This is a genomic window from Enterovibrio litoreus, from assembly GCF_045679545.1.
In the GTDB taxonomy this organism is placed as follows: domain Bacteria; phylum Pseudomonadota; class Gammaproteobacteria; order Enterobacterales; family Vibrionaceae; genus Enterovibrio.
On record NZ_CP166194.1, the window covers coordinates 241,785 to 266,056 of the forward strand.

At 48.1% G+C, this 24,272-nt stretch carries 21 protein-coding genes, 4 tRNA genes and 1 pseudogene; 24 read left to right on the forward strand and 2 right to left on the reverse strand.

All coding sequences use genetic code 11. From position 1 onward, the window contains the following. The first annotated feature begins 42 nt into the window (after nt 1-42). The 5 genes from orn (at nt 43) to AB8599_RS01145 (ending at nt 1,363) form a co-directional block, all read left to right on the forward strand. Nucleotides 43-588, forward strand: coding sequence for an oligoribonuclease (gene orn, locus AB8599_RS01125; RefSeq protein ID WP_407331987.1), 546 nt, complete (start codon nt 43-45; stop codon nt 586-588). 113 nt (nt 589-701) lie between these two features. Continuing rightward, nucleotides 702-777, forward strand: a tRNA-Gly gene (locus AB8599_RS01130). 83 nt (nt 778-860) lie between these two features. Further along, a tRNA-Gly gene (locus tag AB8599_RS01135) sits at nt 861-936 on the forward strand. Between the two features lie 80 nt (nt 937-1,016). Next, a tRNA-Gly gene (locus AB8599_RS01140) sits at nt 1,017-1,092 on the forward strand. Nucleotides 1,093-1,287: 195 nt separating this feature from the next. Continuing rightward, nucleotides 1,288-1,363, forward strand: a tRNA-Gly gene (locus AB8599_RS01145). A gap of 675 nt (nt 1,364-2,038) precedes the next feature. Here AB8599_RS01145 and queG read toward each other — a convergent pair. Beyond that, nucleotides 2,039-3,166, reverse strand: a complete 1,128-nt coding sequence (gene queG / locus AB8599_RS01150; protein ID WP_407333156.1) for a tRNA epoxyqueuosine(34) reductase QueG — start codon at nt 3,164-3,166, stop codon at nt 2,039-2,041. A gap of 50 nt (nt 3,167-3,216) precedes the next feature. On the opposite strand from queG, the gene AB8599_RS01155 reads away from it, so the two are divergent. The 12 genes from AB8599_RS01155 (at nt 3,217) to motX (ending at nt 16,233) form a co-directional block, all read left to right on the forward strand. Further along, nucleotides 3,217-4,713: an NAD(P)H-hydrate dehydratase gene (locus AB8599_RS01155; RefSeq protein ID WP_407331988.1), complete on the forward strand. Its 1,497-nt coding sequence runs from the start codon at nt 3,217-3,219 to the stop codon at nt 4,711-4,713. 49 nt (nt 4,714-4,762) lie between these two features. Next, nucleotides 4,763-5,230, forward strand: coding sequence for a tRNA (adenosine(37)-N6)-threonylcarbamoyltransferase complex ATPase subunit type 1 TsaE (gene tsaE, locus AB8599_RS01160; RefSeq protein WP_407331989.1), 468 nt, complete (start codon nt 4,763-4,765; stop codon nt 5,228-5,230). A 4-nt stretch (nt 5,231-5,234) separates the two neighbouring features. After that, on the forward strand, nt 5,235-6,950 hold the full coding sequence (locus AB8599_RS01165; protein ID WP_407331990.1) for an N-acetylmuramoyl-L-alanine amidase: 1,716 nt from the start codon (nt 5,235-5,237) through the stop codon (nt 6,948-6,950). 2 nt (nt 6,951-6,952) lie between these two features. Beyond that, nucleotides 6,953-9,010, forward strand: coding sequence for a DNA mismatch repair endonuclease MutL (mutL, locus tag AB8599_RS01170; RefSeq protein ID WP_407331991.1), 2,058 nt, complete (start codon nt 6,953-6,955; stop codon nt 9,008-9,010). Continuing rightward, nucleotides 9,003-9,929 (forward strand): tRNA (adenosine(37)-N6)-dimethylallyltransferase MiaA, encoded by a 927-nt coding sequence (miaA, locus tag AB8599_RS01175; RefSeq protein ID WP_407331992.1) that lies wholly within the window; start codon nt 9,003-9,005, stop codon nt 9,927-9,929. The genes mutL and miaA overlap by 8 nt, the downstream gene beginning before the upstream one ends. A gap of 95 nt (nt 9,930-10,024) precedes the next feature. Next, nucleotides 10,025-10,297, forward strand: a complete 273-nt coding sequence (gene hfq / locus AB8599_RS01180) for an RNA chaperone Hfq (protein ID WP_016959113.1) — start codon at nt 10,025-10,027, stop codon at nt 10,295-10,297. Between the two features lie 26 nt (nt 10,298-10,323). After that, nucleotides 10,324-11,613, forward strand: coding sequence for a ribosome rescue GTPase HflX (gene hflX / locus AB8599_RS01185; RefSeq protein ID WP_407331993.1), 1,290 nt, complete (start codon nt 10,324-10,326; stop codon nt 11,611-11,613). Nucleotides 11,614-11,666: 53 nt separating this feature from the next. Further along, nucleotides 11,667-12,827: an FtsH protease activity modulator HflK gene (gene hflK, locus AB8599_RS01190; RefSeq protein ID WP_407331994.1), complete on the forward strand. Its 1,161-nt coding sequence runs from the start codon at nt 11,667-11,669 to the stop codon at nt 12,825-12,827. A gap of 2 nt (nt 12,828-12,829) precedes the next feature. Beyond that, on the forward strand, nt 12,830-13,717 hold the full coding sequence (hflC, locus tag AB8599_RS01195; RefSeq protein WP_407331995.1) for a protease modulator HflC: 888 nt from the start codon (nt 12,830-12,832) through the stop codon (nt 13,715-13,717). Nucleotides 13,718-13,793: 76 nt separating this feature from the next. Continuing rightward, nucleotides 13,794-13,988, forward strand: a complete 195-nt coding sequence (locus AB8599_RS01200; RefSeq protein WP_407331996.1) for a DUF2065 domain-containing protein — start codon at nt 13,794-13,796, stop codon at nt 13,986-13,988. Between the two features lie 122 nt (nt 13,989-14,110). Further along, nucleotides 14,111-15,427 (forward strand): adenylosuccinate synthase, encoded by a 1,317-nt coding sequence (locus AB8599_RS01205; RefSeq protein WP_407331998.1) that lies wholly within the window; start codon nt 14,111-14,113, stop codon nt 15,425-15,427. A gap of 185 nt (nt 15,428-15,612) precedes the next feature. Further along, nucleotides 15,613-16,233, forward strand: a complete 621-nt coding sequence (gene motX / locus AB8599_RS01210; protein WP_407331999.1) for a flagellar protein MotX — start codon at nt 15,613-15,615, stop codon at nt 16,231-16,233. A gap of 85 nt (nt 16,234-16,318) precedes the next feature. Here motX and hmpA read toward each other — a convergent pair whose 3' ends face one another. Beyond that, the gene (hmpA, locus tag AB8599_RS01215; RefSeq protein WP_407332001.1) at nt 16,319-17,509 is read right to left on the reverse strand and encodes an NO-inducible flavohemoprotein; all 1,191 of its coding nucleotides are present in this window, start codon (nt 17,507-17,509) and stop codon (nt 16,319-16,321) included. Nucleotides 17,510-17,709: 200 nt separating this feature from the next. Between hmpA and nsrR the strand changes: the two genes are divergently transcribed. The 7 genes and pseudogenes from nsrR to rpsR all read left to right on the forward strand — a co-directional run bounded on the left by nsrR (nt 17,710) and on the right by rpsR (nt 24,268). Further along, a complete protein-coding gene (nsrR, locus tag AB8599_RS01220; protein WP_407332002.1) occupies nt 17,710-18,144 on the forward strand; it encodes a nitric oxide-sensing transcriptional repressor NsrR in 435 nt (144 codons plus the stop codon). 114 nt (nt 18,145-18,258) lie between these two features. Next, entirely contained in the window at nt 18,259-20,802 is a 2,544-nt protein-coding gene (gene rnr, locus AB8599_RS01225) for a ribonuclease R (protein ID WP_407332003.1), read from the forward strand. A gap of 12 nt (nt 20,803-20,814) precedes the next feature. Continuing rightward, on the forward strand, nt 20,815-21,552 hold the full coding sequence (gene rlmB / locus AB8599_RS01230; protein ID WP_407332004.1) for a 23S rRNA (guanosine(2251)-2'-O)-methyltransferase RlmB: 738 nt from the start codon (nt 20,815-20,817) through the stop codon (nt 21,550-21,552). A 126-nt stretch (nt 21,553-21,678) separates the two neighbouring features. Next, complete coding sequence (locus AB8599_RS01235; protein ID WP_407332005.1) at nt 21,679-23,094, forward strand: DUF5666 domain-containing protein; 1,416 nt, start codon at nt 21,679-21,681, stop codon at nt 23,092-23,094. A gap of 212 nt (nt 23,095-23,306) precedes the next feature. Beyond that, a complete protein-coding gene (gene rpsF, locus AB8599_RS01240; protein ID WP_078752775.1) occupies nt 23,307-23,714 on the forward strand; it encodes a 30S ribosomal protein S6 in 408 nt (135 codons plus the stop codon). A 121-nt stretch (nt 23,715-23,835) separates the two neighbouring features. Further along, nucleotides 23,836-24,024, forward strand: a pseudogene (locus AB8599_RS01245) (primosomal replication protein N); the annotation flags it as partial. Between the two features lie 16 nt (nt 24,025-24,040). Further along, nucleotides 24,041-24,268, forward strand: coding sequence for a 30S ribosomal protein S18 (gene rpsR / locus AB8599_RS01250; protein ID WP_002539422.1), 228 nt, complete (start codon nt 24,041-24,043; stop codon nt 24,266-24,268). Nucleotides 24,269-24,272 lie beyond the last annotated feature (4 nt).

A 24,272-nucleotide genomic window follows, 5' to 3' on the forward strand; every position in this document is an offset into this window, starting at 1 on the left:
CTAAGTATGATACATGGTTTATTTGTAAAATAGGCAATTTGGATGTCTTTCAGCGATAAGAATTTAATCTGGATTGATCTCGAGATGACAGGGCTGGATCCACAAGTTCATAAAGTCATTGAGATCGCTACCGTTGTAACAGATGCTCAACTTAATGTGTTAGCTGAAGGGCCAGTCATTGCCATTCATCAGTCTGACGATGAATTAGCAATCATGGACGAGTGGTGCACTAACACGCACACGCGCAGTGGGCTGGTGGATCGTGTTAAAGCAAGCACGACAAATGAAGAGCAAGCGATCAAAGAGACGATCACTTTTCTCAAAGAGTGGGTACCAGCTGGTGTCTCACCGATTTGTGGCAACAGCGTGGGTCAAGATCGTCGCTTTCTTTACCTGCACATGGCAGAACTAGAGCGCTTTTTTCATTACCGCACTGTAGACGTTAGTACCATCAAAGAGTTGGTACGTCGCTGGCAGCCAGAACTTCTGTCCGGCTTCCAAAAGCAGGGAACGCATTTGGCGATGGATGATATCCGAGAGTCAATTGAAGAACTGCGTTACTACAGAAGTAAGATCTTCACGATCTGATGCCAAAATAAGCGATACGAAGAAATTTCAAAATTTATGAGTTTAGAGGCTTGCATCCCTGATTTTTCTTCGTATAATTCGCAGCCCTGACAGAGACAAATGTCTTTGACGAAGCGACACTAGCTCAGCTGGTAGAGCGCAACCTTGCCAAGGTTGAGGTCACGAGTTCGAACCTCGTGTGTCGCTCCACTTCTTCAAGTGGAATAGCAGGCTCCTGATTTATCGGGATGGCAAAAAAAGTAAAAAGATCTGATGATCGTCAGATGATCAATGCGACACTAGCTCAGCTGGTAGAGCGCAACCTTGCCAAGGTTGAGGTCACGAGTTCGAACCTCGTGTGTCGCTCCAAATTCTCTCAGTACGAGAGCAGGCTTTCGGCTCGCCGAAAGTAGTAAAACAAAAAGTCCGGTGAGAATCGGCACTGTGATGCGACACTAGCTCAGCTGGTAGAGCGCAACCTTGCCAAGGTTGAGGTCACGAGTTCGAACCTCGTGTGTCGCTCCAAATTTTAATTTCTGAGTAATCAGAAGTTCAGCACACAAAGAACCTTGCCAAGGTTGAGGTCACGCCTAAGCCTTGAAGATCGGGAACCTCGTGTGTCGCTCCAAACTCTAAACTTTCGATAGGTCGGAAGTGCGAAACGCAAGTTACCTTGTAATCGCTTCAAAAATTGCCGAAGCAATTCGGACGCTCTTTAATGCGACACTAGCTCAGCTGGTAGAGCGCAACCTTGCCAAGGTTGAGGTCACGAGTTCGAACCTCGTGTGTCGCTCCAAATTTTAATTTCTGAGTAATCAGAAGTGCGAAACACAAGAGCCCTTGCCAAGGTTGAGGTCACGCTTAAGCCTTGAAGATCGGGAACCTCGTGTGTCGCTCCAAATTTCTTGCAGTTAATCATCTGTAAGCATCAACACTTCGCAGAATATGTACCAGTTACATGTAGGGTGCAGCGAGTCGTTGTCTTTAATGCTGTGAAGCATTATCTCAGGGCAAGGTCTAGCCCAACTAAAATCTGAAAACTAAGTAATATCAGCTATGCCACCAAGGCATACCACATGCTATCAAGTGTTTCTCACAGAGTTATCCACAGCAATCAAGCTGTGGGTAAAGCCGTTGATGAATATCTGAAGGTGTGACCTTTCGCAGAGTTATCTGCTTGGAAGATGATCAGTGGATAACTCATGCCTGTGCATGGTTTTTTTTATAACTTAATGTTTTTATTGGCTAAAAAAATCTTTTCGTTCTACTTTTCAAACGTTTATCCCCAACTTTGTCACCTTACGTGACATCACGCTAAGATTATTCACAGATTGTGTTTAACTTTATTGATATGCACTGATTTATGGCGTGCTGAAAATGTTTTCCACATTACGCAGCAGAAGTGAATCTATGTCTTATTTTTGAACTTTGCTCGGCTGAAAACTGGTAAATCTGTCAAGATTTTCACGATTTATGCGTCTCTAGGCAAACCTTTCTGGACAATTCTGACTAGCCGTTTTGTTGATGCGGGCAGTACATTAATCTCCCCTTCTTTTCTGCGCTCGACTTGTTGGGCGATTGCCCAATCGAGATGCTCATCAAGCATAGCAGAGAAACTTTTAGCTGCTTGTAAAAGCTCAATAATTTCTGGGTCGTAAGGGGCATTCCCCATCGCAACAGACAGGTTCCTGCGCCATTTTTCGTGGCCTATACGGCGAATAGCAGACCCTTCGGTTTCTTTTAAAAATGTAGATTCATCCCAACCAAAGAGTGTTTTTAATGATTGCTGAACCAAGCTTGAGCGACCGTGGAAATCCGATTCTTGTGTTAACTCCGCCTGACGGTTGTAAGGGCAGACCAATTGGCAGTCGTCACAGCCATAGATTCGGTTCCCCATGGCAGAGCGAAACTCCTCAGGAATAGCGCCATCAAGCTCTATAGTGAGGTAAGAAATACAGCGTCTGGCATCAACCACGGTTTCACCAACGATGGCATTGGTGGGGCATGACGTCATACAAGCCACGCACTTCCCGCACTGATTCTCCTTCGGCGTATCCACAGGAAGGGGCAAATCAATGAGCAATTCCCCAAGGAAAAACCACGAACCGGCTTCTTCACTCAACAAAAGCGAATGCTTACCTGTCCAGCCAAGCCCAGCTTTTTCGGCCAGAGGGCGCTCCAGTACTGGTGCAGAGTCAACAAATGGGCGATAGCCGAACTGTCCCACTTCTTGTGAGATGCGATCACCCAATTTCTTCAGTCGATTTCTGATCAACTTGTGGTAATCACGGCCAAGTGCGTAGCGGCTAATGTAGGCAAGCGATGGGTCGTCGAGTGTTTTGGCAAATCCTGCGTTGGGTGGCAGGTAGTCCATGCGCGCGCTGATGACGCGAATAGTGCCTTCCACCAACTCTTGTGGGCGGGCTCGCATCATCCCGTGACGTGCCATCCAATCCATCTCTCCATGGTAACCATCGTCAAGCCAGCGCTGAAGTTGGGCTTCATGCTGACGAAGATCAACATCGGTAATACCGATATGCTGAAAACCTAGTTCACGGCCCCATTGCCTGATATTTTCAGCAAGTTGGTTAAAATTGATCGACGATAGAGATCGAGAGTCAGACATAAGATCAGGATGGATAACTGAAGATGGCCGCAAGTTTACCACACTCCCTTTACCGATCGGATCAAGTAAGAGCAGGGGAACGTAAGATCGCATTGGATCTTGGTGTTGAAATGTACGATTTGATGGCGCGCGCAGGGGTCGGTGCATTTAAGGTGCTGTGTCAGCGCTGGCCTGATGCGAGAAGCATCCTGATCTGTTGTGGTAGTGGTAACAATGGTGGTGATGGTTATGTCGTCGGGCAATTAGCGATCGAAGCAGGGTTGAACGTGACGCTTTGGTCTGCCTGTGATCCTCATAAGATCACTGGCGATGCTTTACGGGCACAACACGCGTTCTCCGCCGTCGGGGGAAATATCTTAACGGGAGATTTTCCCGATAAAACCAGTGATGTGATTATTGATGCGTTGTTTGGTACGGGGTTATCACGCGATGTATCGGGGAGATATCGTGACGCCATCACGCTGATCAATGCCTCGTCGTCGCCAGTTCTTGCCATTGATATTCCTAGTGGATTGCATGCCGATACGGGAAGTGTGCTTGGTTACGCCGTGAATGCAGATATCACGGTAACGTTTGTCGCGTTGAAGCAGGGGCTATTTACCGGAAAGGCGGCGGATCATTGTGGTGAAATAACCTTTGATGGATTAGAAATTAATCACGCGTTTGAAGCGCATATCCCCACTTCAGTTACACTGCTTGGTTTAGAGCAAGCAAAGGCATTGCAGCCGACACGTAAGCAAAGTGCCCACAAGGGACATTTTGGTCGTCTTCTTTGCATGGGGGGTGAAAAAGGCACGGGCGGCGCAATCATTTTGTGTGGTCAGGCTGCATTGCGTTCTGGTGCTGGGCTGGTGGCATTGTTGACTCATGAAGCGAATGTGACAGCCGTACTCGCTCGACAACCTGAATTGATGACTCGGCAATGGGAAGAAAAACAAGGCAGTGAAGTGTTGGCAGAAATTCTAGCGTGGGCGGATGTTATTGCGCTTGGGCCGGGGCTAGGTCAATCTGTTTGGTCAACACAGCTGTTTGAGGCCGTATTGTCGTTGGATATGCCGATGGTTATTGATGCCGATGGATTAACTTTACTCGCCAGACACCGCCAGAATCAGGGGCAATACCAAGGTAAAACATGGGTGCTGACACCTCATCCGGGAGAAGCCGCAAGATTATTAGATCTCAGCGTCGAAGAAATTGAACGGGATCGTTTTTCTGCCGTCAAAGAAATACAGAATCGATACGGTGGTGTGGTGGTGCTTAAAGGTGCAGGCACAATCGTTTATGATGGCGTTCATTATTCGTTGATACATGCGGGAAACCCCGGCATGGCATCAGGCGGCATGGGTGATGTGCTAACTGGCGTCATCGCGGCTTGTTTGGCGCAAACTCAATCGGTGGAAGGTGCTGCAAGGTTTGGCACCTTTTTGCACAGTTATGCCGCCGATAGCGCAGCGCAGCAAGGGCCGCGCGGGCTATTGGCCAGTGACTTGCTCCCTTTGCTGGGAAACAACATAGAATAAATGCAGATTTGACGGCGATTGATCGTTAAACAATAAAGCAGTGAGAAACATGACAAAAATTTTTAATACTGAGCTTGCCGATGAGCAGGCCACAGTGGCGTTTGGTGCGGCACTTGCGTCGGCATGCTCACAACAAACGACCATTTATTTGCATGGTGATTTAGGCGCAGGGAAAACCACGTTTTCTCGTGGCTTTATTCAATCTCTAGGCCATGCGGGCAATGTGAAAAGTCCTACCTATACCTTAGTTGAGCCCTATCAGCTTTCTTTTTGGCAGGTTTACCACTTCGATCTCTACCGTTTGGCTGATCCTGAAGAACTCGAATTTATGGGGATCCGCGATTACTTCACACCTGACGCACTTTGTCTTGTCGAATGGCCGGAAAAAGGTGAAGGCTTGTTGCCAGAACCTGATCTCGATATCACACTGAAATATAACGGTGAGCAACGAACGGTGCAGGTCAAAGCCAATACCGATGTCGGGGAAGCTCTGATTGATACGTTGGAGTGGAAATAGATTTATGCGTTGGCTTGGCGTGTTAGCAGGGATCATAGGTTGGCTGGGGTTGATGACCTCGGCATGGGCAAATTCAATCGAAAATGTACGTATTTGGCCAGCACCGGATGAAACCCGCGTTGTTATGGATATGGCGAGTGAACCCGCCTATTCGTTTTTCACGCTAACCAAGCCTGATCGTCTTGTGGTGGATATCAAAGATACTTCGCTGGACATGACGTTGCCAAAATCGGTCAGTGACAGCAAAATATTAACTAAAATCCGCAAAAGTAATCCGGCTCAAAAAGGCGATTATCGCCTTGTTTTTGAACTGAAAAACAAAAGCATTCCACGCCTATTTGCGCTCGCACCTGGTGGCGAATATGGTCATCGTTTGGTTATCGACCTGCCACACAGCGCGCAAACTGTGGCGGTGACACCTGTGAAGAAAACACCGCCATCTGAGGCTCAAGCAGCACTGCCGTTTGGAACGGATGACATCATTATTGCTATTGATCCAGGGCATGGTGGTAATGACCCCGGTGCGGTTGGGCCAAAGCGTAAGTACGAAAAACACGTCACGCTTTCTATTGCTCGCCGCGTTGCAGACAAGATAAATGCGACGCCGGGTTTAAAAGCGGTGCTCACGCGAAATGGTGATTACTTCGTTGATTTGAACAAGCGTTCTGAAATTGCCCGTAAGCATGGCGCACATCTGTTGGTTTCTATTCATGCTGATGGCTTTCATAAGCCTCAACCTAGCGGTGCATCGGTTTGGGTGTTGTCACGCAGTCGCGCAAACAATGAAATCGGTCGCTGGATAGAGAAGCACGAAGAGCAATCAAACTTGCTTGGCGGTGGTGCATTGCTTAATGACAACGAAGACGAATATCTCAGTCGTGCAGTGCTGGATTTGCAATTTAGTAACTCGCAAAAAGAAGGGTATGACGTTGCGATCCGTATATTAAAGGAAATGGGCAAAGTCACCAAACTGCATAAGTCCAGTCCTGAGCATGCCAGTCTTGCAGTACTAAAGTCGCCAGATATCCCATCTTTGTTGGTAGAAGCGGGTTTTATTACCAACCCGAAAGAAGAACAACTTCTGCTCAGTAGCGGTCATCAGCAAAAAATTGCCAATGCGGTATTCAAAGGGGTATTGACCTATTTTGAAGATTTTCCGCCTGATGGCACCTTAATGGCGGCGCGAAAAAATGGCGTGAAACACACGGTAGAATCTGGTCAGTCTTTGTCAGTCATTGCTAAGAAATACGGCAGTTCTGTGTCTGCGATTAAAGCTGCGAATGGTCTCAAGTCGAATTCGTTGAGAGTGGGGCAAGTGTTGAGCGTACCTAACGTAAACTTAAGTACGTTAGCGTCGACGTCATCTTCTAAGCCTACAGCGCCTCAAAGCGGAGCAACAACGTCATTGAGTAAAACTATCACCAAAGTTCACACCGTAGGTCGTGGTGAATACCTTGGTAAAATTGCGGCTGAATATGGTGTGACGGTAGCCAGTATTCGCAGTGCGAATAAGCTTCGCTCTGATGAGTTAGCGGTAGGCCAGAAGTTAAAAGTGGTGGGTATCAAACCCAAGGACAAGCAGCACAAAGTGAAACGTGGAGAATATCTGGGTAAAATCGCCAGTAATTACGGCGTGACGGTCGACAGTATCCGCAGCGTTAATAAGTTACGCTCAGATCAGTTGGCAGTCGGTCAAACCTTGATTATTCCTGGGAGCTAAGCATGGCGATTCAGATATTACCTGCCCGTCTGGCTAACCAGATCGCGGCTGGCGAGGTCGTTGAGCGCCCTGCTTCTGTGGTCAAAGAACTTGTCGAAAACAGTATTGATGCAGGCGCAACGCGTATTGATGTTGATATCGAAAAAGGCGGCAGCAAGCTCATCCGCATCCGTGATAATGGTTCAGGTATCAACAAGGATGAGTTGGAGTTGGCGCTCAGTCGTCATGCAACATCAAAAATTACCTGCCTTGATGATTTGGAAGCCATCATTAGCCTTGGTTTTCGTGGTGAAGCACTCGCCAGTATCAGCTCCGTTTCCCGCCTAACGTTAACCTCCCGCACGCAGCATCAAACGGAAGCATGGTCTGCCTATGCAGAAGGGCGTGATATGGCGGTGCAAATAAAACCTGCCGCTCATCCAGTGGGAACAACAGTGGAAGTGGTGGATTTATTCTTCAATACACCTGCACGTCGTAAGTTTCTACGCACGGAAAAAACGGAATTTAGTCACATTGATGAATTGCTTAAGCGTATTGCGTTAAGCCGTTTTGATGTGGCAATTACATTGCGTCACAACGGGACTATGGTGCGTCAATATCGCGCCGCTACCAATGATGCCCAGCGCGAACGGCGTCTGGCTACCGCGTGTGGCAGTCAGTTTGTTAAAACGGCCGTCGAGGTGAGCCTTGAGCATCAAGGATTAACGCTTCGTGGCTGGATATGCACACCGGAAGGTGCGCGCAGCCAAAACGATATTCAGCATTGTTTTGTTAATCAGCGCATGATGAAAGACAAACTCATTAATCATGCAATTAGACAAGGCTATGAAGCGTCACTGCGCTCTGATCAGTTCGCCGCATATGTGCTTTATATCGATATTGACCCTCATCAAGTGGATGTAAACGTGCATCCGGCTAAGCATGAAGTACGCTTTCATCAAGCGAGATTAGTGCATGATTTTATCTATCAGGCCGTCGCTGATGCGCTGATGCAAGTCGCGGCAGAGCAGGTGCATGAAGTTCAATATTCACACCCAGAAACGGGTGAATATGAAACAGCTACTGACAGTACGCAGCTTGATTCGTCAGCACATCATTCGGCGTCTATTTCTTCAACCTCAATGCCGACAAAGACGGTTTCATCGACAGCCGAGCCACGAGGCTTCGCATCTTCTCGTTCAGTTGAAGGTACGTCTCCTTCGTTTGACTCAAGCGCCAATGCCAATTCGAGATACACGGGGCATCGTGAAGCAACAGAGTGGCGAGCGCAGACTGATATAACGGACAACACGAATACGCGTCATGTCCCTGGTGGTGCGTCGAGAGGTAACAGTCGTTCTCGCGGTGAAAATTTTGGTGAAACAGCACCATCTCACAGTGAGCAGCGCGCTTATCAGGCGCTAATGACAACCCCGACTGTTCCTGCTCAACATGAAGTCGCTGAGCCTTCCAAAGTATTTTTAAAAACGCCGATTTCAGTTGGCCATGTGGATAAAGGATTGGGCAAAGCACTGGCGATTGTCTCATCAAAATATTTGCTGTTGCAGCGCATGGATGGTTTCGCACTATTGGATTTAGATGTGGCGGCGTATCTTTCGATACTCGGTCAGATGCGCCTTGCCTCTTCTGAAGGGTTAAAAGCGCAACCACTGTTGATCCCGCAGGCTTTGCCTGCGTCAGCACAAGAAATTGCTTTATTGGCGCAATATGATGCATTACTTCAGCAGTTTGGTATTGTGATCCGAAAGAAATCGTCTTCGCAAATTATGGTGATGGCGGTGTGTCAGCCGTTGCGCAAGCACAACTTACAACACTTTGTTCCTGCGCTTTTGGAAGCTTTAGAGCAGAAAAAGGAGCAAGACGCCCTTTCCGTGGAACAACTGGCGAATTGGTTAGCAACGCAAGCGACGCAAAAAACAGACGACTATGGTCTGTCGCAAGCTATTACACTGATCACAGAGTTAGAACACTGCTGGCAGGATAAGCTGGCAGCGCATTTTTCAACGTTACTGCGTCCGGTAGATGTGGCAGCGGCAATAGAAGCATTCAAACATGACTAACCCTTTGCCTAAGGCAATTTTTTTAATGGGGCCGACCGCGTCGGGTAAAACCGCCTTGGCTATCGCGTTAAGACAGCAGTTCCCCGTCGATATTATCAGTGTCGATAGCGCCTTGATCTACCGCGATATGAATATTGGTACGGCCAAACCTAATGCACAAGAGTTGGCATTAGCACCGCATAGACTGATCGATATTCTCGATCCTTCAGAAGCGTATTCCGCCGCCGATTTTCGCGCCGATGCGCTGCGAGAAATGGCGGATATTGTCGCAAAAGGGAGAATTCCGCTTTTAGTTGGTGGTACGATGCTTTACTTCAAAGCATTATTGGAAGGTTTGTCACCTTTGCCCCCTGCGGATCAGGCGATCCGAGCTACTATTGAGCAGGAAGCGCAGATGCGAGGCTGGCAGTCTCTGCATGATGAGTTGTGCAGTATCGATCCTGTCGCAGGAGCGAGGATTCACCCGAATGATCCTCAGCGATTGTCGAGAGCGCTGGAAGTTTTTCGTATTTCGGGTAAAACTCTGACTGAGTTGACCGAAACCAAAGGTGAACCATTGCCATATGAGGTTCACCAATTTGCAATAGCCCCTAAGGAAAGGGGGGAGCTACATCGCCGAATCGAGTTGCGTTTTCAAAATATGATGGAAGCGGGATTCGAGGAGGAGGTTCGTACGCTTTACGATCGTGGCGATTTGAATTCAGATATGCCATCGATCCGGTGCGTAGGATATCGACAGATGTGGGATTATTTGGCGGGTAGCTGCTCGATTGATGATGCAGTTTATCGCGGCGTGTGTGCCACTCGTCAGTTAGCCAAACGTCAAATCACTTGGCTTCGCAGCTGGGACAATTTGACATGGCTTGATAGCGACGACGTGCCGCTATCGTTACAAACAGTCACAAAGTGTTTAACCTGATCGCAGTTTGAGCAGGGTATACTTGGATTGTTGTAAGCGGCGTTGTTGATCTTTTTGTTGCTAATACAACTACAAACCAATAAGGAAAATTAAAAATGGCTAAGGGGCAATCTCTACAAGACCCGTTTCTCAATGCACTGCGCCGTGAACGTGTACCTGTTTCTATCTATTTGGTAAACGGTATCAAGCTTCAAGGCCAGATTGAATCTTTTGACCAGTTCGTGATCCTGCTGAAAAATACCGTCAACCAAATGGTGTACAAGCATGCGATTTCTACCGTGGTCCCTGCTCGCCCAGTGAATCATCATCATAACAATCCTACTGACCGCCCAGCAGGCGAGCGTCAGCAAGATAAGACTGAGGAGTAACAATCCTTTGGTAAGGAGTTGATCGCTTGTTTGACCGTTACGAAGCCGGTGAACAGGCTGTTTTAGTTCATATCAACTTCACCCAACAAGGCGAATGGGAAGATCTCAGCGAACTCGAATTGCTGGTATCGTCAGCGGGGGTTACGCGGTTGCAAACGATTACAGGCAGCCGACAATCCCCGCATTCCAAATACTTCGTTGGTGAAGGGAAAGCCCTCGAAATCGCAGATGCCGTCCGGATGACCGGGGCAGAAATTGTTATTTTCAACCATGCGCTATCACCTGCGCAGGAACGAAATCTCGAGCGATTAATTCAATGTCGTGTGCTCGATCGCACCGGCCTAATCTTAGACATTTTTGCTCAGCGTGCCCGCACTCACGAAGGTAAGTTGCAGGTAGAGTTGGCGCAACTTCGTCACCTTTCGACTCGACTCATTCGAGGCTGGACTCACCTAGAGCGCCAAAAGGGCGGGATAGGTTTGCGAGGCCCGGGTGAATCGCAGCTAGAAACTGACCGTCGTTTGTTACGTGATCGTGTTAAGGCGATCCTGCGTAGACTTGATAAGGTCGCCAAACAGCGTGAGCAGGGTCGACGTGCGAGAAATCGCGCTGAGATACCCACTGTCTCGCTGGTGGGTTACACCAATGCGGGCAAATCTACTTTGTTCAATCGCATCACGGAAGCGGGGGTTTATGCGGCTGATCAGCTGTTTGCAACGCTCGATCCGACATTGCGTAAAATAGAAGTAGAGGATGTAGGTGATGTGATCTTGGCAGATACTGTTGGATTTATTCGACATTTGCCCCATGATCTCGTTGCGGCATTTAAAGCAACACTTAAAGAGACGCAAGAAGCAACGCTATTGCTCCATGTCATCGATGCTAGCGATGATCGTTTTCGGGAAAATATTGACGCCGTTAATGTGGTTCTGGAAGAGATTGACGCACATGAAGTCCCAACCCTGTTGGTGATGAACAAGATCGATAATATGGAAGATGCATTACCGCGTATCGAACGTGATGATGAAGGCGTCCCAAGAATTGTTTGGGTATCAGCACTTGCAGATCGGGGTATAGATCTTCTTTTTGAGGCACTGACCGAAAGGCTGTCGGGGACTATGGTAAGCTATCGCTTACGTATTCCACCTGCGGCCATTGGCAGAATGCACAGTAAATTCTGTCGGTTGCGTTGTATTTTGCATGAAGAATACGATCAGGACGGACATTTGCTGGTCGATGTGCGCTTGCCTCAGGCCGATTGGCTAAGGTTAAGAAAACGGGAAGGCAGTGAGTTAGGCGACTTCATCGTCAACTAACAGACTGTTACAGTATAAAAACTATCGTCATATCATATTGATGGAGTGCTCTAATGGCGTGGAATGAGCCAGGAAATAATGGCGGTCAGGACAAAGATCCGTGGGGTAATCGCGGAGGTCGTGACCAAGGGCCGCCGGACCTCGATGAGGTTTTTGGTAAGCTAAGCCGCAAACTAAGTGGTTTGCTTGGTGGCGGCAAAGGTAAAGGACCATCTTTTGGCAGCAGTGCTGCTGGTTTGGGCGTAATCGCCGTTGTGGGTGTGGTTATTTGGGGTGCGACAGGCTTTTACACTATTGGTGAAGCTGAACGTGGCGTTGTATTGCGCTTCGGTGAGTACAACCGCATTGTTCAGCCAGGTCTGAACTGGAAGCCAAATTTCATTGACGAAGTCACCACAGTCAATGTTCAAGCGATTCGTTCTTTGCGCAGTTCAGGTGAAATGCTGACCAAAGATGAAAACGTTGTGAGCGTTGATATGGACGTTCAGTATCGTATTGCGGATCCTGCGAAGTATCTGTACTCGGTAACCAATGCGGACGACAGTCTGCGTCAGGCAACTGACTCAGCGCTGCGTGCGGTTATTGGTGACGCGGTGATGGACGACATTCTGACTACGGGTCGTCAAGAGATCCGTACAAAAACTCAGACGGAAATCAATCGTATTATCGACCGTTATGATATGGGTATCTTGGTTGTTGACGTGAACTTACAAGGTGCGCGCGCACCGGAACAAGTTCAGGATGCATTCGATGACGCAATCAAAGCGCGAGAAGATGAAGAACGCTACATCAAAGAAGCGGAAGCTTACAGCAATGACATTTTGCCTAAGGCGACGGGTCGTGCTGAGCGTCTGAAGAAGGAAGCGTTGGGTTATCGCGAGAAAACCGTCAATGAAGCGGAAGGTGATGTGGCGCAGTTTGAAAAACTGCTTCCTGAGTATCAGGCTGCACCGGAAGTGACGCGTAATCGTCTGTACTTGGAAACCATGGAGAAAGTCTATGGTAACACCAGTAAGGTACTGATTGATTCACAAGCGGGCGGTGGTAACTTGCTGTATCTGCCTTTGGATAAGCTGATGAACCAAGCACCTCAACCTCGTACGAACTCTGATACCAATGCGATTGATTACGGCATTGAATTGGAAGCGTCAGGCCCGTCTGGAGTGCCTAGTCCAAGTTCAAGTCCAACGACATCACGTCAGGGGAGATACTAATTATGCGTAAGTTAATAATCCCTCTGATTATCGTGTCGATCGTTGTTGGTTTGATGTCAGTGTTTGTGGTTGATGAAGGTGAGCGTGGCATCGTGCTTCGTTTTGGTCGAATCCTTAAAGCGGATAATGACCAGGCGCAGATCTACGGACCAGGCTTGCAGTTCAAAGTTCCGTTGTTTGACCGCGTTCAGATCCTTGATGCGCGAATCCAAACCATGGACGATCAATCAGACAGATTTGTAACGTCTGAGAAAAAAGACGTGATCATCGATTCTTACGTTAAATGGCGCATTCAAGATTTCGGTCAATATTACCTATCTACAGGTGGTGGTAACCGTTTGACTGCTGAAGCGTTGTTGCAACGTAAAGTGTCTGATGGCCTTCGTGCTGAAATTGGTTCGAAGACAATTAAAGAAATCGTCTCTGAGAAGCGTGAGCAAGTTATGGCTGATGTTCTGGACGAAGTGCAACAAAGTGCCAATGATATTGGCATTGAAGTGATTGACCTTCGTATCAAGAAAATCAACTTGCCGGACAAGATCAGTGAATCTATCTATGCGCGTATGCGTGCAGAGCGTGAAACGGTGGCGCGTCGTCACCGTTCACAAGGTCGTGAGAAAGCGGAAGTTATCCGCGCTCAATCTGAGCTTGAAGTGGCAACCATACTTGCTGAAGCAGAAAAAACGGCCCGTGTAACACGTGGTGAAGCAGACGCAGAAGTGGCGAACATTTATGCAGGCACTTTCAACAAAGAGCCTGAGTTCTACAACTTCCTACGTTCTTTGCAAGCTTACGAGAAGAGCTTTAGCAACAAGGGTGACATCCTAGTGGTTGACCCAAGTAGTGAGTTCTTCCAGTACATGAAAGAGCCAAACGCTAACCTAAAATAGTGTGGCGTTAATCGAAAAATTGAAAAGACAAGGTATCGCGCCTTGTCTTTTTTTTACTCCAAATTTGAGGTGTTTTATGGGCAAGGAACTGCTGTTAGCAGCGGGGTTGGTTCTGGTTGTTGAAGGCTTGGGTCCCATGCTTATTCCGAACCGATGGCGAAATATGGTCAAGGAAATGAGTCAACTACCGGATTCGTCGCTTCGTCGCATTGGTGGATGCTTGGTCGTAGCAGGTGTTGTCATCGCATATATGATGTGGCCGTCTAAGTAAATGAACAGAGCAAAAAACTGTGACAGCCTGATTAACATGTTCGGGACGACGGTTAAAAAATGACTGCAACGATTAAATGAAGGTGCTAGAATCCCGTTTTAATCAGCAACTGACTGGAAAAGATGAGTAATAACGTAGTCGTTCTCGGCACTCAATGGGGTGACGAAGGTAAGGGTAAGATCGTCGATCTTTTAACTGAAGACGCAAATTACGTGGTTCGCTACCAAGGCGGTCACAATGCGGGTCATACTCTCGTTATCGACGGTGAAAAAACCGTTCTGCATTTGATTCCTTCTGGCATTCTGCGTAACAACGTTAAGTGCATCATCGGCAACGGTGTTGTTTTGTCTCCTGACGCACTGATGAAAGAAATGGGTGGGCTTGAAGCTCGCGGTATCCCAGTTCGTGAACGCCTGTTCCTGTCAGAAGCTTGTCCGCTAATTCTTCCTTATCACATTGCCCTTGACGTTGCGCGTGAAGCTGCTCGTGGTAAGAAAGCTATCGGTACTACTGGCCGTGGTATTGGTCCTGCTTACGAAGACAAAGTTGCTCGTCGCGGTCTACGCGTTGGTGATTTGTTCGATAAAGAAGCCTTTGCTGAGAAGCTTAAAGAAGTCATGGTGTATCACAACTTCCAGTTGGAGCACTTCTACAAAGCAGAGCCTGTTAGCTACGAAGAAACGCTAGCGAAGATTCTGGAACAAGCCGACGTACTCACCAGCATGGTTATTGACGTAACTCAAGAGCTTGACGATGCGCGTAAGCGTGGCGACAAGATCATGTTCGAAGGCGCACAAGGCACACTTCTGGACATCGACCACGGTACCTACCCATACGTAACTTCTTCTAATACCACTGCTGGTGGTGTAGCTGCAGGTTCTGGTTTTGGTCCACGTCATCTAGGTTATATCTTAGGTATCGCAAAAGCATACTGCACCCGTGTGGGTTCAGGTCCTTTCCCGACTGAACTGTATGATGGTCTTGAAAAACAAGATCCAGTGGGTAAACACCTAGGCACAGTGGGTCACGAGTTTGGTGCGACGACGGGTCGTCTTCGTCGCACTGGTTGGTTTGATGCAGTTGCTATGCGCCGTGCAGTCCAAATCAACTCTATCTCAGGCTTCTGCTTGACCAAGATGGACGTGATGGATGGCTTGGAAGAAATTAAGATCTGTACGGGTTACCAGAAAGCAGACGGCACGATTCTGACCGTGTCACCAATGGCTGCTGACGAGTACGAAAACATCACTCCGATTTACGAGACCGTTCCGGGTTGGAGTGAAAAGACCTTCGGTGCAAAAACAATTGAAGAACTGCCACAAGCAGCGCTTGATTACATTGCCCGTATCGAAGAGTTGACTGGTGTGCCAATTGACATCATTTCAACTGGCCCAGATCGCAACGAAACCATCATTAAAGTGCAACCTTTCGCATCTTAATCGGTTCTCGATTGAAAAAAACCAGCCTCTTTGGCTGGTTTTTTTTTGCTCAAACGACTCTATACTGTTCATATTCCAATGCGGAAAATTTTCGCCGTAAAAAGGGTAAAGTTAGGCAAAGCATTGCCGATACAAGTTAGGCAAGACACACAGTCTCTTAACTATCGTCGTTAAAGTGGGTATGCATGAAATTGCGCATTTTGTTTATATCAATCATGTTGGCAAGCTCAGTTGCGAAAGCTGAACTCGGGCCAGCATTGCCAGTATATGAAGAAACGCAATTGATCCGCTTGTTCGAAACCAATAGCCACTTGAAGAAAGTGAAAGAAGATGAGTGTCAGCTTCTGCAAGATATTGAAGCGCGTGCCATTCGTGTTGAATTACCTGCCTATCAATTTCTCTACGGTGACATGCTAGCGTGGGGAGTGTGTGTCGATCGCGATGTCGAGCAAGGCGTTTACTACATGCAGTCGGCCGCTCAGCAAGGCTTACCTGCCGCTTTGGAGCAACTCGGGCGTTACTACTCTTTAGGTACATTGGTGCAACAAGACAAAGAGCGTGCTATCCCGTATCTGCGCGAAGCTGCGTCTCTGGGCAATATGCGGGCAAGGCTTCAATTGGCTGAGTTGCTAGTGGCCGATTATGGCAGCCCTCTGGATTATGAAGATGCTTATCGCTGGCTTTATCACACCATTACAGCCGATCAATCGACACACCAAAAAGTGGCGATGCTACGAAAAGCGCTGGAAAATAAAATGCCGCGCAATGTTATCGCCCGAGCGAAGCGGCGAGACACCTACTGGTGATGGTGTGAGCCGACAGATTTAAACCCGATTTTAAAAACGCCCTGCAAGATGACTTGCAGGGAGTTGTCTTTTATTGCCCGCGGGGTTAATCGAGGACTTTATGTGGGCCAAAGCACTCGTAGAAAATACGATCTTTTGTTACACCAGCATCTGTTAACTGCTTGGCGATTGACTGCATAAAGCCAATAGGTCCGCACAAATAGAAATGACGCTGACTGTCTTCGGTTATACCAGAGACCTTGCTGACATCCATCATGCCATGGTGGTCGTAATCTTGGCCGCGTTGATCGCTGTTTTTTGGTTCGCGATACCACACGTTGCGTTGCGCGTTACCATGCTGTTTAACCAAGGTATCAATGCGCTGTCCAAAAGCATGTTGCTGACCGTTTTCAGCAGCATGTAGCCATTGAATATTAGCTTTATGTTGTCCGCTCAAGGTTTCTAGCATCGCCAGCATAGGTGTTAATCCCACGCCGCCGGAAATGAGTGCAATGGGTGTCGTTTTTTCTGACTGGAAGAAAAAATCACCGCTTGGTGGTGCCAGTTCAACCGAATCACCCACTTGCAAATGGTCATGCAGGTAATTAGAGACCGTGCCCAATGCTTCTCGTTTCACCGAGATTCGATAGTGCTCGCCATTGGGCGCACAAGATAAGCTGTATTGGCGAATCTCACGGTTAGCAAATTGCTCGGGTTTTAGGTAGATACCTAGGTATTGTCCTGGTGTGAAGTCAGCCACAGGTTCGCCGTCTTGTGGTGCGAACACAAAGCTTGTTATCTGGTCGCTTTCAGGTGTTTTACTGATAAGTACAAAGGGGCGAGTGCCGCGCCAACCACCTTGAGAAGCTTCGTTTTGCTGATAGATTTCTTCTTCACGTGTCACGAATACATGTGCAAGCACGCCGTAAGCTTCAGCCCAAGCATCCAACACGTCTTGCCCAGGGGCGAGCAGTTCATCAATGCTTGCCAGTAAGTTTTCGCCCACAATGGCATACATCTCAGGGGTAATGTTAAAGCTGATATGCTTTTGTGCGATTTTCTCCACCACTGGCAAGAGAGCGGGTAAGTTATCGATATTGGCGGCATAGCCATGTACCGCGTTAAACAGTGCTTCTCGCTGTGCGCCGCTGAACTGATTACTCATGTTGAAAATATCTTTCAGCTCAGGGTGGCGAGCAAACATGCGGTCATAGAAATGAGCGGTGAGTGTTGGTCCGGTTTCGGCTAACAATGGTGCGGTAGACTTTACGATCTCAATGGTTTTGGCGCTGAGCATGGCATACCCTTATTAGTGTTTTTAAGTATCATTTGAAATGCATGTTTAAAGTTGTATCTGAAATGAATGTTTAGATCAACAAAAAAGTGTGATCGACTTTGAGCAAGAGATAGACACAAAGAGTGGTGATAAAAGAAACTGAGCACATACGCGCCTTTTGAATCAGTTCGATGTACAATGCGCGCAAGGAGATTTGAAAAGTGCAATTAACCAGTTTTACAGATTATGGCCTCAGGGCGCTTATGTATCTGGCTATGCTGCCTCCTGGAGAGCTGACCAGCATTACCGTGGTCACTGAGAAGTATGGGGTGTCCCGTCATCATATGGTGAAGATTATCCACCGTATGAGTCAAGCTGGCTATGTGGAAGCCGTGAGAGGAAAAAACGGTGGGATCCGACTTGGTAAGCCTGCAAGGTCAATTGTAGTCGGCGATGTAATCAGAGCCTTAGAACCATTGCAAGTTGTCAACTGTGGCGCCGATAATTGCCACATTACCCCTGCCTGTCGCCTGAAAAGTGCTATCGCGAATGCGTTAGAAGCATTTCTTGCCGAAATGGATAAACACACACTTCATGACTTGGTGTCAGGCAACGACGACCTCCACCGCCTCCTTATCCCTGTTCGTCCGGCATAAAAAACAGTATTTGAGACGATCTGTCAGATTTTTCTGGCAATCCAGCCGGGCTACCCATTTTCTTTTATTTTAAGCGATATACTTGAAGACAAGTGTCGCTAACGGGAATCCTATATGTCTCAGGACAAACACCTACACAGCAACGATCCTTTTTTGGGTCGTGAAGCAAAAAACTACGATAACCCAGTACCAAGCCGCGAACACCTTCTTGAGGTCATCAAAGGTTTCACCACACCCGTAAATAGAGATCAGCTCTTTGAAGTGCTGGGCCTGAAAAGTGAAGAAGAATATGAAGGCCTTCGCCGCCGCCTTCGCGCCATGGAGCGTGATGGTCAGCTGATTTTCACCCGTCGTCAGTGCTATGCACTGCCAGAGCGACTCGATTTAGTTAAAGGCACCGTAATAGGCCATCGTGATGGTTTTGGCTTCTTGCGCCCAGAAGGCAAAGGCAACCGAGATGATTGGTTGTTACCGCATCATCAAATGAAAAGCGTCATGCACGGTGACTTTATTCTTGCGCAACCTGCGGGCACTGACAAACGTGGTCGTAAAGAAGCGCGCGTTGTACGTGTACTTGAAGAGCGTAAAGGACAAATTGTCGGTCGTTTCTTCTTGGAAGATGGCAATGCATTCGTTGTGCCTGACGACTCTCGTTTAAGCCAAGACATCATTATCCCTAAAGAAGATCGCAAAGGCGCTCGCATGGGTAACGTTGTTGTGGTGGATATTTTCCAACGTGCCACACGTCAACAAAACGCCATGGGTCGCATTGTCGAAGTCCTTGGTGAGAACATGGCGCCGGGTATGGAAATTGAGATTGCCCTGCGCACTCACGACATCCCGAATGAATGGCCGAAAGAGGTCGAAAAGCAAGTTAAAGATTTCACGGAAATCGTCCCTGAAGAGGCCAAAAAAGGCCGCGTTGATCTGCGTGATCTGCCGCTTGTCACCATTGACGGTGAAGATGCACGAGACTTCGATGATGCAGTTTACTGTGAGAAGAAACGCTCAGGTGGCTGGCGTCTTTGGGTTGCTATTGCCGATGTGAGCTATTACGTGCGTCCAGATTCAGCACTCGACAAAGAAGCGATTAAGCGCGGCAACTCGGTGTATTTCCCATCACAAGTGATCCCGATGCTGCCAGAAGTGCTGTCGAACGGTTTGTGTTCGCTTAACCCACAGGTAGATCGCCTGTGCATGGTGTGCGAAATGACCATTTCAGACACGGGTAGGTTATCGGGCTTCAAACACTATGAAGCAGTAATGAACTCCCATGCTCGTCTCACTTACACCAAAGTGGCGCAGATACTGGAAGGTGATGAAGAACTGCGCGAGCGATATACCGCGCTGGTTCCTCACCTTGAAGAACTCAACAACATGTACAAAGTGTTGAAAGGCGCGCGGGAGCAGCGTGGTGCGATTGAGTTTGAAACCGTCGAAACCAAATTCATTTTTAATGCGATGCGTAAGATTGAGCGCATCGTGCCGGTTGAGCGTAACGACGCGCACAAGATCATCGAAGAGTGCATGATCTTGGCGAACATTGCCTCAGCACGTTTTGTTGAGAAGCACAAAGAACCTGCACTGTACCGTGTGCATGAAGCACCTGCAGAAGAACGCCTGACAGGCTTTAAAGATTTCCTGAGAGAGATGGGTTTATCGTTGGAAGGGGGGCTTGAACCGTCACCAACCGATTACGCGCAACTGGCGCATATCATTAGCAGTCGTCCGGATAAAGAGCTTATCCAGACCATGTTACTGCGTTCGATGAAGCAAGCGGTGTATCAGCCAGATAATGCTGGCCACTTCGGTTTGGCATTGAAGCAGTACGCGCACTTCACATCGCCAATTCGTCGCTATCCGGATTTGCTGTTGCACCGTGCGATCAAATACCTCATTGCGAAGCAAGAAGGGCATGCGCACGATCGCTGGACACCAACAGGCGGTTATCACTACTCGGTGGATGAAATGGACAGCATGGGTGAGCAGTGCTCGATGACAGAGCGCCGCGCCGATGATGCAACCCGCGATGTGTCCGATTGGCTGAAATGTGAATACATGCAAGATCATGTGGGCGAAGTGATGCAGGGCACGGTGGCAAACGTCACAGGCTTTGGTTTCTTCGTGCGTTTGAATGATATTCATATCGATGGCTTAGTGCATATCTCAAATCTTGACAACGATTACTACAACTACGACATGGTTCACCAAAAGTTGGTGGGTGAAAGCTCGGGTCGGGTCTTCCAGCTTGGCGATCAAGTCACGGTCAAAGTGCTATCCGTCAACCTTGATGAGAGAATGATCGACTTTGGGCTGGATGGCATGACACGTAAACCACGTGGCGAGGGGAAAACCTCGCGAGACAAAGCCAAGAAAGGCCGTGCTGAATCAGGGAAAAAACCTGAGGAAAGCAAAGAGCGAAGTTCTGTTCGTCAGCAACTGAAACGTGGCGCTATTCCTAAGGCAGCAGGCGACGATAAAGCGTCTGAAGGGAAAGGAAAGAGAAAAGGAAAGCCTCGTCGCAAAGGTCCATCTAAAAACAAGGGGCCTGCCGAAGGTAAAGTGACTGACGGCACACCAGCGAAGAAAAAGAGCAAGACTCAAAAGGTGCGCAAGAAAAAAGCGCAACGAAGCAAACCCGAAAAAGCAGGCAATTAAAAGAAGTAACCCATGAGCAATGAAATGATTTACGGCATTCATGCCGTCAAAGCCGTGTTGGCATCCGACCCAGCACGCTTTATCGAAGTTTATGTTCTAAAAGGTCGTGAAGACGATCGTTTACTGCCCGTGCTGAAGGAATTGGCTGAGCTTGGTATCACTACACAGGAAATGGGACGCAAGGCGCTGGATGATAAAGCTGACGGCGCGTCGCATCAGGGGTTGATTGCTCGTGTTAAGCAGGGGCGTCAGTACAACGAGAACGATCTCGATCTGATTCTCGAGGGTAAAGAAAACCCATTGCTGTTGGTGTTAGACGGTGTGACCGATCCGCACAACCTTGGTGCATGTCTGCGTAACGCAGATGCCGCGGGTGCGTGTGCGATCATCGTACCGAAAGATCGCTCAGCACCACTAAGTGCAACAGCACGAAAAGTGGCTGTAGGAGCCGCTGAGATAGTGCCATTGGTTCGTGTGACCAATCTGGCGCGCACCATGCGTGCCTTGCAAGACAAAGGTGTCTGGTTCGTTGGCACGGCGGGCGAAGCCACGCACGACATTTACCAAAGCAAAATGACAGGGCCATTGGCGATTGTCATGGGCGCTGAAGGTGATGGCATGCGTCGTCTGACTCGCGAAACCTGTGATGAGCTGATCAGTATCCCAATGGCGGGAAGCGTATCAAGCCTCAACGTATCAGTCGCAAGCGGCATCTGCTTGTTTGAAGCGGTGCGCCAGCGTAGAAGTTAATATTGAAATAGTGAATGCTATTCAGTTGTTGAATGAAACCCGCCTATATCTAGGCGGGTTTTTTATTCCCAACTAAAAGCCGTGGTCTAGTCTTATTGATGAGAATGGCATTTATCAAGGGAGTGCATGACGATGACTCGGAACGTGATGGCAAGAAGGCTGTTTATGGTGTTTGCGATAGTGTTACTGAGCAGCTGTGGCGGTGACAGTGACAGTACGACCTCTACGTCGACACCAACAGAAAGTACATCGGCAGTGACAGGGGTTATCACTGGATTTGGCAGTGTGTTTATTAACGGTGTCGAGTACGAAACCAGCAGCGCATCCATCTCCACTGATGATGATGCTGGAGCAACAGAAAGCGATCTTGAAGTGGGTATGATTGTTTCCATTGCTGGGGAAATCAATAGTGATGGCGTAACAGGCAGCGCTACCGCCATTTTCTATGAAGAGCAATTGAAAGGGCCATTATCTGGCACCGTTGATACAACTAACCAAACGCTAACGGTTTTGGGGCAGAATGTCACCTATGACGATTTAACGTCTTTGGGCACGCTGGATCTGACCACGTTAACGGACGGTAATTTATTGGAAATCAGTGGCTATACGCAGTCCGATGGGTCTATTTACGCGACGCGTATTAAGCTTGAATCCGGTGGAGCCAATGTCACCTATAAAATTCAGGGAAACGTCTCTGGGGTTAATACGGGAGCCAATACGTTTTCTCTGGGTACATTGACGATCAATTACGCGTCAGCAGAGCTGAAAAAACTGACTGAATCTGACTTGGTGAATGGGCTACCCGTGCGAGTTAAGGGGGATGCCACCAATTACAATGCCGGACTCAGTACCTTCACGGTGAACGAGGTGAAGTCCAAGCAAGAAGACTATGACGACGGCAGTAAAGGCAGCATTGAAGGCTACATCACCCGCTTTGCCAGCTCGAGTGACTTTGATGTTAACAGTGTGTCTGTTGTGACTAACAGCAGTACGGAGTTTGACGATGGTGCTGCGTCTGACTTGGCATTAGATATTCAGGTTAAGGTGAAAGGTACATTTGATGACAATGGAAATCTTGTCGCGACAAAAGTAAAAATCGTTCAGCAAAGCAAGGTAGGGCTAGAAGCAACAGTGAGTGCGGTTGACGTGAGCGCGAGCACCATCACTGTCTTGGGAGTTGGGTTTACCGTCACCAGCCAGACAAAAATCGAAGATGACTCCGATGCTGAAGTGCGATTTTTTGATTTAACAGACATCAATGTTGGCGACTATGTCAAAATCAAAGGGTATGAAAGTGCCTCTAATACTTATGTCGCAAATTTACTGGAGCGAAAGGATCTTGACACGGAATATGAGGTGAAAGGTGAAGTCACCGCGGTGACGGGCAGTAGTTTTGATGTGCTTGGGTTGACCGTCACAGTTGATGGCAGTACAAGTTATTCTGATGGCCTTTCTTCTCTTGGTGATATTACCGTGGGTATGATTGTCGAAGCAGAAACGAACACCAGCCTTCTCGCTGATAGTGTGCAACGAGACGACTGATAAGAGCCCGTGTGTTAGGAAAGAGGGGGGCGCTTTTTTGCCACCCCTCTTTATTTTCTTCGCTACTCCTCACTTTACATATTTTCCTTGCGTCATTTGATGATTCTCTATACTATTCTGCCTCCAAATTCCCGGTCTTTTACTTTCGTTCCTTGCTTCCTTTGGACGACTGGGCCAACACTGGAAGCTGAATAATCCGTAAGGAGCAACCTATGCGTCATTACGAAATCGTATTCATGGTGCACCCTGATCAAAGCGAGCAAGTTGCTGGCATGATCGAGCGTTACACTGGTTCTATCAAAGAGTCAGGTGGTCAAATCCACCGTCTAGAAGACTGGGGTCGTCGTCAACTGGCTTACCCAATCAACAAACTGCACAAAGCTCACTACGTTCTGATGAACGTTGAAGCTGACCAAGCAGTTGTTGATGAGCTGGAAACTGCATTCCGCTTCAACGACGCTGTGATCCGTAACATGGTCATGCGTACCAAAGGCGCTATCACTGAGCCATCTGTAATGATGAAGGCTAAAGAAGAGCGCGCGCCACGTCGTGAAGATCGTGAAGATCGCGGCGACCGTGCAGATTTTGCACAGTCTGAAGGCGAAGCAGCAGCTGAGTAATTTGATTTGATGACCAATCGAACGGAGCTTTCTGGTGCTAAACCGATGGCCTGTTCGAGAGTAGCGTTCTGCCGAAACACCTTATCGTCATTGTATGCATGAGCGTGATTTGGAATAACAGGAAGCTGCATTGCCAAGGCAAGTTTACTGCCGATTATCGGAAGTAATGAGCGGGCAAAGGTCTCAAAGCAATACGCAGCACTTAGCTTTAGGCAGTAACATTAAGGTGAGTGAGTTTCTCTCTTACCAGACCAGCCGAAATGGCGAAGGTAAATTAGTGTTACATGCCGATGACATTATAGATATTTAGATCAGGAGATAGCCCCATGGCACGTTTCTTCCGTCGTCGTAAATTCTGCCGTTTCACTGCAGAAGGCGTACAAGAGATCGATTACAAAGACGTAGCGACTCTGAAAAACTACATCACCGAAGCTGGTAAAATTGTACCTAGCCGTATCACTGGTACCCGTGCTAAGTACCAGCGTCAGCTGGCACGCGCTATCAAGCGTTCACGTTACCTGGCTCTGCTGCCGTACACTGACAAACATCAGTAATCGG